Source organism: Candidatus Borkfalkia ceftriaxoniphila (assembly GCF_004134775.1).
GTDB lineage: Bacteria > Bacillota > Clostridia > Christensenellales > Borkfalkiaceae > Borkfalkia > Borkfalkia ceftriaxoniphila.
This window is the reverse complement of the sequence record NZ_SDOZ01000003.1, coordinates 236595-249474: the sequence shown is the minus strand read 5'-3', so window position 1 is coordinate 249474 and position 12880 is coordinate 236595. Positions and strand designations below refer to the sequence as shown.

Here is a 12880-nt window from a genome sequence, read left to right as displayed (position 1 = left end):
GAAACATTTTGCATCAAAACCGACGTCTTAAACATGGTCGAGGTGACGGGACTTGAACCCACGACCTCTTGGTCCCTAACCAAGCGCGCTACCAAACTGCGCTACACCTCGAAAGCAACATGAATATTATACTATATTTTTTGAAAAAGGGAAATCTTTTTGACCTGTTTTTCGAAAAAATTTTTTAAAATTTTTAAATTTTTTTTTCGCGGCGCAAAAATTCGAGAAAACATTTGCAGCCTTCCGAAACGTCGCGGTAGGTTCTTTCGAAATCGCCCGTGTACCAAGGGTCGGAAATGTCGCGGGGGCTTTCCGAAAAATCCAGCAGGCGGAAAAGTTTATGCGCGGGATCGCCGCCGAAAAAGGAGAGCATATCCGCAAGATTGCGCCGTTCCATGCCGACGAGATAATCGTATTCGGAATAATCGCTCCGCACGATCTTCCGCGCCCGCTTGCCTGCGCAGGAGATGTTGCGCATGGAAAGTTGCGCGGCGGTGCCGCGGTGCACGGGATTTCCCGCTTCTTCGGAAGAAGTGCCCGCGGACGCGACCAAACATATGTCGCTCAAATTTTGCTTTTGCAGCATATCTTTGAATACGAATTCCGCCATGGGCGATCGGCAGATATTCCCGAGGCATACGAACAAAACTTTGACCATGGCGTTATTATAGCATAAATTTTGAAAAGAGGAAAGCAAAATCCGCGTTTTCGTTTGACAAAGGATTGGCGTTTTGTTATAATGAAATGCGTTGATATCGAGGTGTAGCGCAGTTTGGTAGCGCGCTTGGTTCGGGACCAAGAGGTCGTGGGTTCAAGTCCCGTCACCTCGACCAGAGTTCGTAACGGCGCCGTTATCTTTTTCTTAAGAAAAAGATAACGGCGCCGTTATCTTTTTCTTAAGAAAAAGATAATTATATTTCACAGCCGTAATCGGGATTGACAAAAGCGCGGCATATCCATTATAATGACTGAAAACAAGGAGTAACTATGCAAGAAATTTTAAAGGTGGAAAACGTCCGGAAGACTTTTCGGCTTTCCAGACGGCAGCAAAAGATAGAGCGGGCCGAAAGCGAATGGAAAGTCGCGTTGGACGGGCTGTCTTTTTCGGCGTACGAAGGGGAGATCTTCGGGCTTTTAGGTCCCAACGGCGCGGGCAAGACGACCATGCTGCGCATTCTGTCCACCCTCATCAAGGCGGACGAAGGCGAGGCGTACGTAAACGGCGCAAACGTGAAGAGCGAACCAGACAAGGTGCGCGCCTCGCTCGGCTTTATGACGGGCGAACTCAAACTGGAAGAGTTTTTCACGCCCAATTACCTGTTCGGTTTTTTCGGGAAACTGTACGGCATGAGCGAGGAAAAGATCGCCGCCAGGCGGCGGGAACTGTTCGAAAAATTCGGGATCGATAAATTTGCCGAGGTCAAGGTGGGGGAACTGTCCACGGGCATGAAACAAAAAGTTTCGCTCGTTATCTCCATCATCCACGATCCCGCCATCATCGTATTCGACGAGCCGACCAACGGGCTTGACGTTCTGACCGCCAAGGTCGTCACCGATTTTCTGTTGGAACTCAAAGCGCAGGGCAAGAGCGTCATTCTCTCCACGCACATCTTTTCGCTCGTCGAGAAACTGTGCGACAGGGTTGGCGTGGTCATCGAGGGGAAAATGGCTGCCTGCGGCACGCTGGAAGATCTGTGCGGCGGCCGTCCGCTGGAAGAGGTATTCTTTGAAATTTACGAAAGGACGGTGGGGACATACGATGCGTAACGTGCTGACGATCATTCAAAAAGAATTTTCCCGCTTTTTCAGGGATAAGCGGCTGGTGCTCGGCACGCTGCTTTTGCCGGGGCTTCTCATTTTCGTTCTCTATTCCTTTATGGGCAACGCTTTCGCGACGCCGTCAAACGAGCCGTCCAAGATCCGCGTCGTCAATCCCTCGCAGGCGTTTGCCGCGTATATCGGTATGTTGGAAAGCGCGTCGGAGGATTTTCCCTTTGAGTTTACCGATTCGGAAACGAACGACGTAACGGCGGAAAAAGAAGCGCTCGCCAAGGGAGAAGTGCACGCCGTGCTCGTGTTTCCGGAAAATTTCGACGCCGTGCTCGGCGCGGAAAATACAGAGGCGCCCAATGTGGAAGTGTTTTACAATTCCGCCGCGACAAAGTCTTCCTCCGCGTTTTCGGGCTTGACGTCGCTTCTGGACGGCTGGGAGGACATGATGAGCAATCTGTTCGACGTCAACCGCGGCGGCTCCTACGATATCGCAACCAAACAGGAGGCGGAAGCGAGCCTGTACGCCATGATGCTGCCGTTCATCATCATGACGATGCTGTACAGCGGATGTATGGGCATCGCGCCCGAGTCCATCGCGGGCGAAAAGGAGCGCGGCACCATCGCGACGCTTTTGGTCACGCCGATCAAGAGGAGCGAACTCGTCGTCGGCAAAGTCCTGTCGCTGAGCGCTTTATCGTCGCTGAGCGCCATCAGTTCGTTTATCGGAACTTTTTTATCCATACCGAAACTGATAGGCGGCTCCATCGGCTCGACTCTCGGCGCCTACTCTTTCGGTCAGTACGTCAGTCTGTTTCTCATCATGCTGTCGGCGGTGCTCATCATCGTGTCGCTGATCGCGATCATCTCCTCGTTTTCCAAGAGCGTGAAAGAGGCGACCACGCTCGCCGTGCCGCTCATGCTCGTGGTCATGCTCGTATCCGTCACGTCCATGTTTTTCACCGTAGACAGTTCCTCGCACGCGCTCTTTCTCATTCCCATCTACAACTGCGTGCAAATGATGAGCGAAATATTCGCGTTCGATTTCAGCGGCGTCAACCTCGCGGTCACGCTCGCGAGCAACCTCGCGTACGTGGCGGCGCTGGTGTTCGTGCTCGCGAAAATGTTCAAGAGCGAAAAAATCATGTTCAACCATTAAAAGAAAAAAGCCCGCGGGCATTGCCTGCGGGCTGATTTTTTTCGGTTTAGTCTTTGAACAGGCGGTTGAGCCTTCTTGAAATGGAACGGATATTCTCGCGCACCGCGCTGCGGGCGCTGCCGCCCACGACTTTGCGCGCTTCTACCGATTTGTTCACTTTGACGACGGTCAGGATATCTTCTTCGAAGAGGGAAGAGAACGTCTGATACACGAACAGGTCGAGTTTGTCGAGCGACTTGCCGTTTTCGATGCAGTGGCGCACGATCTGTCCCGTCACCGCGTGCGCGTCGCGGAAAGGCATTCCTTTCATCACGAGGTAATCGGCAACGTCCGTCGCGGTCGAGAACCCGCCCGCCGCCGCGAAACGCATGCCGCGCGTGTCGAAGGAAATATTCTGCAAAAGTTCGGTAAAGATGCCGAGGCAGTTCAAAACGGTCTCTTCCGCGTCGAACAGCGGCTCCTTGTCCTCTTGCAAGTCTTTATTATAGGAAAGGGGGATTCCCTTGATGACGGTCAAAATCGCGGTCAGATCGCCGTATACGCGCCCCGTCTTGCCGCGGATGAGTTCGGGGATATCGGGGTTCTTTTTCTGGGGCATGATGGAAGAGCCCGTCGAATACTGGTCGGAAATTTCGATGAAGCCGAACTCGTCGGTCGAATAGACGATGAGATCTTCGCAGAAACGCGAAAGGTGCGCCATGACGGTCGAACAGCAGAAAATATATTCGGCCACGAAATCGCGGTCGGATACCGCGTCGATCGAATTCTGCGAAATTTCGGAGAAGGAGAGAAGGCTTGCGGTCATGCGGCGGTCGATGGGGAAATCCGTGCCCGCGAGCGCGCAACTGCCGAGGGGCATCACGTCGGCGCGCTTGTAGCAGTCGGTAAAGCGTTCCAGATCGCGCAGAAACATTTCGCTGTACGCGTTGAAATACTGGGCGACGGAAATTGGCTGGGCGCGGCGCATATGCGTATAGCCTGGCATGATGAACTGGATATTGTTGTTCGCCGTCTCCAATAAAACGTTGACGAGCGCGCGCAGGCGCGAACTGATATTGACGATGCTGTCCTTTACGTACAGTCTGAGATCGGTCGCCACCTGGTCGTTGCGCGAACGCGCGGCGTGCATCATTTTGCCCTTGCTGCCGATGCGCTTGATCAGTTCGTTTTCGATGAAAGTGTGAATATCTTCGGCACCTTCGATGGTCAGGCTGCCTTTTTCGATGTCGGCGACGATGTTGACGAGGGTATCGCTGATCAGTTCCGCGTCGTCCTTGGGAATGATCTGCGTTTCGCCCAACATTTTTACGTGCGCGATGCTCGCGAGAATATCGTGCCAGTACAACTTATAGTCGAACGACAGCGATTGGTTAAACTCGTCCGCGCTCTTCGCGCTCGGTTCGGTGAATCTTCCTTCCCACAATTTCATGATTTATATCTCCGTTTTAGATTTAAGTCGAAATCATTTGACTTATTCCGAGGAAAACTTTAAAATATGATAGTAATTCTCGGTTACTACTATTCTAATATATTTTATGAAAAAATTCAAGTTATTTTTGTGATTTTATCAAAAGAGAGTGAAATTTGATTATACTGGGCATCGACCCGGGGCTTGCGACCCTCGGTTACGGAATTTTGGATAAGGATAAGGGCGGCAACGTGCGCCCGCTCGATTACGGCGTGGTGCTCACGCCCAAGGAAGAAAATCTTCCCGTGCGTCTCGCCATGCTCGAAGAGGGCATCGCTAAAATTTTAGATAAATTCACTCCCGACGAAGTGGCTGTCGAGGAACTTTTTTTCAGCAAAAACGTGACTACGGGCATCGCGGTCGCCCATGCGCGCGGCGTAGCGCTCTTAACGTGCGTCAAGCGCTGCGGCCGTCTGTTCGAATATACGCCCATGCAGATCAAGCAGGCGCTGACGGGCTACGGCAAGGCGGACAAGCGCCAGATGCAGCAGGTGACGGCGTCGCTGTTAAAGTTGAAAAGCATTCCCCGTCCCGACGACGCCGCCGACGCGCTCGCCGTCGCTTTGTGCCATTCCTATACGTCGCGGCTGTCTTCGCTGTTCGGGATCTGAGGAGAAAAATATGATCGGTTATATCAAGGGAAAGGTGATCCACTCGGAAGCGGGGGTGATCCTTCTGGAAAATAACGGCGTGGGGTACGAACTCGTCTGTTCGGGCGCGGCGTTCGCACGGCTCGTCACCGACGGCGCGGGCGAGGCGTATACCTATCTGCAAGTGAAGGAAGACGGGCTGACGCTGTTCGGTTTCGTGAGTATGGAGGAGAAAAATATGTTCCTGAAACTCACCACCGTGTCGGGCGTGGGGCCGAAAATGGGCATAGCCATTCTTTCGCAGATGAATATCAACGAGATCGCCGTCGCCATCGCCACATCCGACGTAAAAGGTCTTTGCGCCGTCAAGGGGCTGGGCAAAAAGACGGCGGAGCGCATCATATTGGAACTGCGCGAAAAGGTGGGGGCGGCGGAACTCGCCCCGCAGAAAGGACAGCCCGTCATACCCGCGGCGGACGGGGAGGACGATGCGATCGTAGGGCTGATGTCGCTCGGCTATACCCGCGCGGAGAGCGCCAAAGCGGTCAAACGCGCCAAGGAGAGCGGCGCCGCGAGTCTGGAAGATATCATCATGACCGCGCTCAAAAGCATGTAAACGGCGGAGATTTTTATGGATTTCGAAGAATACGACGACGAACGGCTCGTCATGAGCACGCGGGGTGAACTGGATAGCGAAGAAAACGTTCTGCGCCCCAAGAGCATGGCGGACTATGTCGGGCAAAAAAAGGTAAAAGAGAATCTGGGCGTGTATATCTCCTCGGCGAAAATGCGCGGCGAGGCGCTCGACCACGTCCTCTTGTACGGCCCTCCGGGACTTGGAAAGACCACGCTCGCGCACATCATCGCCAACGAACTGGGCGTGCAGATCAAACTGACCAGCGGCCCCGCCATCGAAAGAGGCGGCGATCTGGCGGCGATCCTCACCAACCTCAACGAGGGCGACGTGCTCTTTATCGACGAGATCCACCGCCTCAACCACTCGGTGGAAGAAATACTGTATTCCGCCATGGAGGATTACGCGCTGGACATCATCGTCGGCAAAGGGCCGTCGGCGCGCAATATCCGTTTCAGTCTGAAAAAATTCACGCTCATCGGCGCGACCACCAAGGCGGGTATGCTCGCCTCGCCTCTTCGCGACCGTTTCGGCGTTTTGTGCCGTCTCGATATGTACACCCCCGACGAACTTTCCGAGATCGTCACGCGTTCGGCAAAGACGCTGGGCATCGGCATGGAGGAGCGCGCGGCGAAAGAGATCGCCCGCCGCTCGCGCGGCACGCCGCGTATCGCCAACCGCCTGTTGAAGCGGGTGCGCGATTTTTCCGCCGTGGGCGGCAACGAACTCGTGAAATACGAGGACGCGCGCTACGCACTGAAAAAAATGGAGATCGACGACTTGGGACTGGATGAGACCGACCGCAATCTTCTGCGCGCGATCATCGAAAAATTCAACGGCGGCCCCGCGGGGCTGGAAACGCTCGCCGCGACCATCAACGAGGACGCGAACACCATCGAGGACGTGTACGAACCGTACCTCATGCAACTCGGCTTTCTCGCGCGCACGCCGCGCGGCCGCGTCTGCCTCAAAGGCGCATACGAGCATATGGGCGTAAAGATGTCCGACAAGGTGCGCGCGCAAATTTCTATGTTCGATGAATAAAGCGGAAATACTGAAAATCGCGCTCGCGCAGTCTGCGATCGACTGCGCCTGTTTGCCCGAGGATTTTTTGCGCGGGAATTATGTGATCGGCGAGGCGGCAGAAAACCCGTCCGCGCGCGTATATATCCGCCGCCCGCAGGTTTGCGACATGGTTTCCTACGGCTCCAACGTCGTGGCGGCGGCGCGCACCGATCTGTTTCCCGCTCTCGAAAAATATCTTTCGAGCGTCGATGCGGCGCACGCTTTCGAAACGCCGAATCTATTGGCGTTCAACGAACTTGTTGCGCCCTTCGGGTTGAAAGTCTGTTTTATGGCGGAATACTTTTTGCCCGATCCCGATAAATTGCCCGCCGTCGACTGCGGGTTGCGTATCCGCCTGCTTTCTCCGCGGGAATTTGCGCACTTGTACCTTCCCGCATGGCAAAACGCCCTCTGCGCCGAACGAAAAGAATACGACGTGCTCTGCGCGGCTGCGTACGACGGCGACACTCTGGCAGGGCTTGCGGGTTGTTCGGCGGACTGCTCCGAGATGTGGCAGATCGGCGTGGATGTGCTTCCCGCGTACCGTAAAAGGAACGTTGCCGCGGCGTTGACTTCGCGGCTGGCGAAAGAAATATTGCAGGCGGGGAAAGTGCCGTTTTATTGTGCTGCGTGGTGTAATCTGCCCTCCGTGAAAAACGCGCTGAAATGCGGGTTTTACCCCGCGTGGACGCAGATGACCGCCATGCCCGCCGAATTTGTCGAAAATTTTTTAAACGGTCAGGATAAACAATGCTGAAAAAAAGCGATTATTATTACGATCTTCCCGAAGAGTTGATCGCCCAGACGCCCGCAGAACCGCGCGATTCTTCCCGCCTTCTGGTCTACGACAGGGCGACGAACACCACAGAACACAGGATATTCCGCGAGATCACCGAATACCTGCGGGCGGGCGACGTGCTCGTCGTCAACAATACGAAGGTTTTGCCCGCGCGCCTTTTCGCCTTTACGAAAAACGGCGGCAGGGTGGAAATCCTTTTATTGAAACGCCTCGATCTCACGCATTGGGAAGTGCTCGTAAGGCCCGGGAAAAAAGCCAAAACAGGCGTCGAACTTTTCATTTCCGAGGAACTTTCGCTCGTCGTGAAAGACCGCACCGAAACGGGCGAGCGCATCGTGGAATTTTTATTCGACGGCGTATTCGAGGATATCGTGTCCCGCGCGGGCACCGTGCCGCTTCCGCCGTATATCCATGAAAAACTCGAAGATCCGGACCGCTATCAGACGGTCTACTGCAAGACGGACGGCTCCGCCGCCGCGCCCACCGCGGGACTGCACTTCACCGAGGAACTTTTGGCGAAAATAAAGGGCATGGGCGTAGAGGTCGCGGAAGTCCTCCTGCACGTGGGACTTGGCACCTTCCGTCCCGTCAAGGAAGACGATCTGACCGACCATAAAATGCACTCGGAATTTTACAGGGTGGACGAAAAAGCCGCCGAAACCGTCAACGCTGCCAAACGGGAGGGGCGCCGCGTCATCGCGGTGGGCACGACTTCGGTGCGCACGTTGGAGAGCGTGGCGGACGAAAACGGATTTTTGCGGCCTTGCAGCGGCGATACGGAAATATTCATTTACCCGCCGTATCGGTTCAAGTGCGTGGACGCACTCGTCACGAATTTTCATCTGCCCGAAAGCACGCTCATCATGCTGATCTCCGCCCTGATGGGGCGCGAAAACGCGCTCGCCGTCTACCGCGAAGCCATCGAAAAGAAATACCGCTTTTTCAGTTTCGGCGACGCGATGTTCATAAAATAATCGTAAGGATAATACATTGGCTGAAAAATTTTCATTCGAAATCATCAAGACCGATCCCGAAACGGGCGCGCGCGCGGGCGTATTCCACACGCCGCACGGCGATATTCAGACGCCCGTATATATGTCCGTGGGCACGCAGGCGACCGTCAAGGGCGTCCTCCCCAAGGACTTGAAGGAGGCGGGCAGCCAGATCGTGCTCGCCAACACCTATCATCTCTATATGCGCCCCGGGCACGAACTGGTCAAAAAGGCGGGCGGACTGCACCGTTTTATGAACTGGGACAGACCCATTCTGACCGACAGCGGCGGCTTTCAGGTGTTTTCGCTCGCAAAACTCAATAATATCAGGGACGAAGGCGTCTGGTTCAATTCCCATATCGACGGCAGCAAGCACTTTTTTACGCCCGAAAAGGTCATGGAGATCGAAAACGCGCTGGGTGCGGATATCATCATGCAGTTCGACGAATGCAGCGAATACGGCGTGGACGAAAAGTACGCCGCACGCGCGCTCGACAGGACGGCTGCCTGGCTGGAACGCTGCGCGGCGGCGCACGCGAATCCCGAACAGGCGCTCTTTCCCATCGTGCAGGGCAATTTCTTTGCCGATCTGCGCCTGAAAAGTCTGGAATACGCCAAACCTTTCGCGAAACACGGCATCGCGATCGGCGGATTGTCCGTCGGGGAGCCGAAACCTCTGATGTACGAAATGCTTGACGTTTTGCAGCCCGCTCTGCCCGTAGACGTGCCCCGCTATCTGATGGGCGTCGGCAGTCCCGACTGTCTGATAGAGGGCGTGATGCGCGGCATCGACATGTTCGACTGCGTCCTCGCCACGCGCATCGCCCGCAACGGCACGGCGCTCACGTCCAAGGGCAAAGTGGTCGTGCGGAACGCCGTTTATAAAGAGGATTTTTCCCCGCTCGACGACGAGTGCGACTGCTACTGCTGCAAAAACTATTCCAAAGCGTACCTTCGTCACCTCGTGAACGCGGGGGAGATGCTCTCGTCCATGCTGCTTTCCCTGCACAACATCACCTTTTTGAACAAACTGATGCGGGATATGCGGCAGGCGATCCTGGACGGAACGCTTGCGGAATTTCGCCGCGCTTTTTACGCGAAATACGGCGAAAACTGAAACGGGAATGTGTTAAAACGGTAAAATTTTACAACTTTTCACGATTTTACGTTTGAAATACTTGCAAAAAAGGCATAAACGTACTAATATAGTAATTAACAAATCGTAAGGAGAATAAAATCATGTTGTTCAACATTCTGGCAGAGGAAGGAGGCAAGACCAATAACTGGACTTCGTACATCCTCATCATATTAGTCGTGGTCGTACTCGTGGGATTTTTCGTCTGGTCTGCGATTTCCAATAAGAAAAAGCAGAAACAGTTCAACGACACGATCAACGCGATCAAACCCGGCAGCAAGGTCAAGACCATCGGCGGTATCTGCGGCACGGTCGTTTCCATCGACGGCGAAGAGAACACTTTCGTTCTGAAAACGGGCGAAGAGGGCAGCGAATGCTATATCAAATTCGATAAGCAGGCCATCTATCAGACGGACGCGAAACCCGAACCCGCGCAGGAAGAAGCGCCCAAGGCGGAAGTAAAGAGCGAGGGTGCGGAAGAAGTGTTCGAAGAGAGCAAGGAAGAAGAAAATAAGCCCGAAGACGAAACGAAATAAGTTTCTTACGGTCTAAAAAACAAAACCTCGGCATAGATTGAGAGTATGAAATCTTGCGGAGGTTTTTTTATATGCAGAGATCGGGATTGAAGGGCGGCGCCGTCGAAGTGGGCAAGAGCGTGGGGATATCCGTCATCGTGACGCTCGCGGCGGTTTTGCTGTTCGCTTTTCTCATCAAAATATTTTCCATCGGCTCGTCGGTCATCACGCCCGTCAATCAGGTGATCAAGGCGCTCGCCATCTTTTTGGGCTGTCTTTTGTCGCTGCGCGATACCAAGGGCTGGCTCAAAGGCGCGATCGCGGGGATACTGGTCATTTTGTTCACCTATTTCATTTTCGCCATCATCGCGGGGGAGATCTCGTTCGGGCTTTCCAACGTGCTGGAATTTTTATTCGGGGGCGTCGCGGGCGCCATCAGCGGCGTCATCGCCGTCAATTTGCACGGCGCGCAGCAGTAAAAAACGCTTGCCTTTTTTCCGCGGATAGTGTACAATATTGGAAAAGCGAGAAAAAGGAGATGCATTATGAATAAGATCAAGACGATCGCCCGCCCCGCGGAAAGAAAGATCACGGGCTGCGGCGAATGCAGAAGCACCTGTCAGTCCGCGTGCAAGACCAGTTGCACGGTCGGCAACCAGTCCTGCGAACGGATTTCCAGAGAAAACGACCCCGAAAAAAATAACTGATGAATTTTCGTTTCAGGAGCAGAAGGTCTGCTCCTGAAATTTTGTAAAAAGGATATTTCCATGGTACATGTTTTTCACTATCAGGACAAGCATTACATATTCGATACGGGCAGTTCTTCCCTGCACGAATGCGACGAAAAGACCGCGCGCTGTCTAAGACACAAACTCGGCGAAAGCGTCGACCTTTCGGATATCTCCGAAGAGGAAATAAGCGCGGCGGAGGTGGACTTTGACGAACTGAAACAGGCGGGACTTCTGTTCGCGCCCGAGGAAAAGGCGCGCCCCGTCAAGAGCAACGAGGTCAAGGCGCTTTGTCTGCATATCTGCCACGACTGCAATCTGCGCTGCAAGTACTGTTTTGCGGACGAAGGGACTTACAAGTCGCGCCGCGAGTTCATGTCTTTGGAAACGGCGAAAAAAGCGATCGATTTTCTCATCGAAAATTCGGGTTCGCGCAAGATTTTGGAAACCGACTTTTTCGGCGGCGAACCGCTCATGAATTTCGACGTAGTCAAAGAGACCGTCGCCTACGCGAAAGAAGAGGCGGCAAAGCGCGGCAAAAAATTTCTCTTCACTCTCACGACGAACGGACTTTTGCTGAAAGACGACGTTGCGGAATTTCTCAATAACGAGATGGAAAACGTCGTTCTGAGCCTGGACGGCAGGCAGGAAGTGCACGACGCCGTCAGAAAGACCGCGAACGGCAAGGGCAGTTTCGATCTCGTCATCGAAAACATCAAAAATTTCGTGCGCATCCGCGGGGACAAGCACTATTACGTGCGCGGCACGTTCACCGCGAAAAATCTCGATTTTTATAAGGACGTTCTGTTCCTCGCGGACAGCGGCTTCGATTCGATCTCCATGGAACCCGTGGTCACGGATATACCCGACCTCGCCATCGGCAAAGAACATCTCGAAACGGTCGCCGCGGGTTACGACGCGCTGTGCGACGAATATCTCAAACGCTACGCGGCGGGAAAAGGGTTCAACTTTTTCCATTTCAACGTAGATCTGGAGGGCGGACCGTGCCTTTCCAAGCGCGTGAGCGCGTGCGGCGCGGGCAACGAATATTTTTCCGTCACGCCGTCGGGCGATCTGTATCCCTGCCATCAGTTCGTGGGAGATGCGCAGTTTTGCATGGGCAACGTGTACGAAGGGACTTTGGACGAAAAGATCCGCGAAAAGTTCAAAAATTCCTGCCTGTTCACGCGCAAAAAGTGCGATGGCTGTTTCGCAAAATACATATGCAGCGGCGGTTGCAGCGCCAACAACTATCACTTTAACGGCGATATCGACGAACCGTACGGGATCACCTGCGAAATGATGAAAAAGCGCGTGGAAAACGCCATGCATATTCTCGCGGAAAAAAAGAAACTGCAAAAATAAAATTTCCGCCGTACCGTGAAGGTACGGCGTTTGTCTCTCGGAGGAAGTATGGAACATCGCATCGAAAAGGGCGAAAACGTATTTATCCATTCCCGCGCCTACGTGGCGGGCAACGTGACCTTGGGCGATAACGCCAACGTCTGGTGCGGGGCTTGTATCCGCGGCGATCTTGCGCCCGTAAAAATCGGCGGGAACACCAACGTGCAGGACAACGCGACCGTGCACGTGGGGTACAACGTTCCCTGCGAGATCGGTTCCGGCGTGACGGTGGGGCACAACGCCGTGGTGCACGGCGCGAAGATCGGGAACAACGTGCTCGTCGGCATGGGCGCGATCGTGCTCGACGGCGCGGTCGTGGAGGACGGGTGTATCCTCGGCGCGGGAACGCTCGTCCCGCCGAACAAGGTCATTCCCGCGGGCAGCGTCGTCGTGGGCAATCCCTATAAGATCGTGCGGCGCGCGGACGGGAAGGATCTGGAAAGCATTCTTTTGAACGCAAGCGCCTATATCGAACTGGCAAAGGCGTACCGCGGCGAGTGATTTTTATGATAATCCGATAAAAAAGGAAAAAAACATAAATTTTACACTTGACTTAATCGGTGATATTTAATATAATATTTGAGTATATTTGTTATTTTGCATTTTTATGCTTAAAATCAT

The 12880-nt window shown here is 53.9% G+C and carries 15 protein-coding genes and 2 tRNA genes; 14 read left to right on the top strand and 3 right to left on the bottom strand.

Features of this window, described 5'->3' with window-relative positions; genetic code table 11:
• Positions 1-34: 34 nt before the first annotated feature.
• Both ESZ91_RS09775 and ESZ91_RS09770 read right to left on the bottom strand, forming a co-directional pair.
• Positions 35-111, bottom strand: a tRNA-Pro gene (locus ESZ91_RS09775).
• A gap of 82 nt (positions 112-193) precedes the next feature.
• On the bottom strand, positions 194-658 hold the full coding sequence (locus ESZ91_RS09770; protein WP_129226730.1) for a low molecular weight protein-tyrosine-phosphatase: 465 nt from the start codon (positions 656-658) through the stop codon (positions 194-196).
• Between the two features lie 98 nt (positions 659-756).
• On the opposite strand from ESZ91_RS09770, the gene ESZ91_RS09765 reads away from it, so the two are divergent.
• From ESZ91_RS09765 to ESZ91_RS09755, 3 genes are all read left to right on the top strand, one after another.
• Positions 757-833, top strand: a tRNA-Pro gene (locus ESZ91_RS09765).
• A gap of 154 nt (positions 834-987) precedes the next feature.
• Positions 988-1767 carry an ABC transporter ATP-binding protein gene (locus ESZ91_RS09760; protein ID WP_129226728.1) on the top strand — a complete coding sequence of 260 codons (780 nt, stop codon included), beginning with the start codon at positions 988-990 and terminating at the stop codon, positions 1765-1767.
• Positions 1727-2929, top strand: coding sequence for an ABC transporter permease (locus ESZ91_RS09755; RefSeq protein WP_161971134.1), 1203 nt, complete (start codon positions 1727-1729; stop codon positions 2927-2929). The genes ESZ91_RS09760 and ESZ91_RS09755 overlap by 41 nt, the downstream gene beginning before the upstream one ends.
• 46 nt (positions 2930-2975) lie before the next feature.
• On the opposite strand, the gene argH is transcribed toward ESZ91_RS09755, so the two are convergent.
• Positions 2976-4358: an argininosuccinate lyase gene (argH, locus tag ESZ91_RS09750; RefSeq protein WP_129226724.1), complete on the bottom strand. Its 1383-nt coding sequence runs from the start codon at positions 4356-4358 to the stop codon at positions 2976-2978.
• A 155-nt stretch (positions 4359-4513) separates the two neighbouring features.
• Between argH and ruvC the strand changes: the two genes are divergently transcribed.
• The 11 genes from ruvC to ESZ91_RS09695 all read left to right on the top strand — a co-directional run bounded on the left by ruvC (position 4514) and on the right by ESZ91_RS09695 (position 12760).
• Positions 4514-5008, top strand: a complete 495-nt coding sequence (gene ruvC, locus ESZ91_RS09745; protein ID WP_129226722.1) for a crossover junction endodeoxyribonuclease RuvC — start codon at positions 4514-4516, stop codon at positions 5006-5008.
• A gap of 10 nt (positions 5009-5018) precedes the next feature.
• Positions 5019-5603, top strand: a complete 585-nt coding sequence (gene ruvA, locus ESZ91_RS09740; RefSeq protein WP_129226720.1) for a Holliday junction branch migration protein RuvA — start codon at positions 5019-5021, stop codon at positions 5601-5603.
• 15 nt (positions 5604-5618) lie between these two features.
• Complete coding sequence (ruvB, locus tag ESZ91_RS09735) at positions 5619-6665, top strand: Holliday junction branch migration DNA helicase RuvB (RefSeq protein WP_129226718.1); 1047 nt, start codon at positions 5619-5621, stop codon at positions 6663-6665.
• Positions 6658-7443 carry a GNAT family N-acetyltransferase gene (locus ESZ91_RS09730; RefSeq protein ID WP_129226716.1) on the top strand — a complete coding sequence of 262 codons (786 nt, stop codon included), beginning with the start codon at positions 6658-6660 and terminating at the stop codon, positions 7441-7443. The genes ruvB and ESZ91_RS09730 overlap by 8 nt, the downstream gene beginning before the upstream one ends.
• The gene (queA, locus tag ESZ91_RS09725; RefSeq protein ID WP_129226815.1) at positions 7440-8459 is read left to right on the top strand and encodes a tRNA preQ1(34) S-adenosylmethionine ribosyltransferase-isomerase QueA; all 1020 of its coding nucleotides are present in this window, start codon (positions 7440-7442) and stop codon (positions 8457-8459) included. The genes ESZ91_RS09730 and queA overlap by 4 nt, the downstream gene beginning before the upstream one ends.
• A 16-nt stretch (positions 8460-8475) precedes the next feature.
• Complete coding sequence (gene tgt, locus ESZ91_RS09720) at positions 8476-9594, top strand: tRNA guanosine(34) transglycosylase Tgt (RefSeq protein WP_129226714.1); 1119 nt, start codon at positions 8476-8478, stop codon at positions 9592-9594.
• 122 nt (positions 9595-9716) lie between these two features.
• Positions 9717-10148 carry a preprotein translocase subunit YajC gene (yajC, locus tag ESZ91_RS09715; RefSeq protein ID WP_129226712.1) on the top strand — a complete coding sequence of 144 codons (432 nt, stop codon included), beginning with the start codon at positions 9717-9719 and terminating at the stop codon, positions 10146-10148.
• A gap of 71 nt (positions 10149-10219) precedes the next feature.
• A complete protein-coding gene (locus tag ESZ91_RS09710; protein WP_129226710.1) occupies positions 10220-10606 on the top strand; it encodes a TIGR04086 family membrane protein in 387 nt (128 codons plus the stop codon).
• Between the two features lie 66 nt (positions 10607-10672).
• Positions 10673-10834 (top strand): six-cysteine ranthipeptide SCIFF, encoded by a 162-nt coding sequence (gene scfA, locus ESZ91_RS09705; protein ID WP_129226708.1) that lies wholly within the window; start codon positions 10673-10675, stop codon positions 10832-10834.
• Between the two features lie 60 nt (positions 10835-10894).
• A complete protein-coding gene (gene scfB, locus ESZ91_RS09700) occupies positions 10895-12220 on the top strand; it encodes a thioether cross-link-forming SCIFF peptide maturase (protein WP_129226706.1) in 1326 nt (441 codons plus the stop codon).
• A 48-nt stretch (positions 12221-12268) separates the two neighbouring features.
• Positions 12269-12760, top strand: coding sequence for a gamma carbonic anhydrase family protein (locus tag ESZ91_RS09695; RefSeq protein ID WP_129226704.1), 492 nt, complete (start codon positions 12269-12271; stop codon positions 12758-12760).
• Positions 12761-12880: the final 120 nt, after the last annotated feature.

Bases quoted from the DNA above. Each gene is read 5' to 3' on its own strand.
- ESZ91_RS09770 (WP_129226730.1), bottom strand. From the start codon at position 658: ATGGTCAAAGTTTTGTTCGTATGCCTCGGGAATATCTGCCGATCGCCC.
- ESZ91_RS09760 (WP_129226728.1), top strand. From the start codon at position 988: ATGCAAGAAATTTTAAAGGTGGAAAACGTCCGGAAGACTTTTCGGCTT.
- argH (WP_129226724.1), bottom strand. From the start codon at position 4,358: ATGAAATTGTGGGAAGGAAGATTCACCGAACCGAGCGCGAAGAGCGCG.
- ruvA (WP_129226720.1), top strand. From the start codon at position 5,019: ATGATCGGTTATATCAAGGGAAAGGTGATCCACTCGGAAGCGGGGGTG.
- ruvB (WP_129226718.1), top strand. From the start codon at position 5,619: ATGGATTTCGAAGAATACGACGACGAACGGCTCGTCATGAGCACGCGG.
- ESZ91_RS09730 (WP_129226716.1), top strand. From the start codon at position 6,658: ATGAATAAAGCGGAAATACTGAAAATCGCGCTCGCGCAGTCTGCGATC.
- yajC (WP_129226712.1), top strand. From the start codon at position 9,717: ATGTTGTTCAACATTCTGGCAGAGGAAGGAGGCAAGACCAATAACTGG.
- ESZ91_RS09710 (WP_129226710.1), top strand. From the start codon at position 10,220: ATGCAGAGATCGGGATTGAAGGGCGGCGCCGTCGAAGTGGGCAAGAGC.
- scfA (WP_129226708.1), top strand. From the start codon at position 10,673: ATGAATAAGATCAAGACGATCGCCCGCCCCGCGGAAAGAAAGATCACG.
- scfB (WP_129226706.1), top strand. From the start codon at position 10,895: ATGGTACATGTTTTTCACTATCAGGACAAGCATTACATATTCGATACG.
- ESZ91_RS09695 (WP_129226704.1), top strand. From the start codon at position 12,269: ATGGAACATCGCATCGAAAAGGGCGAAAACGTATTTATCCATTCCCGC.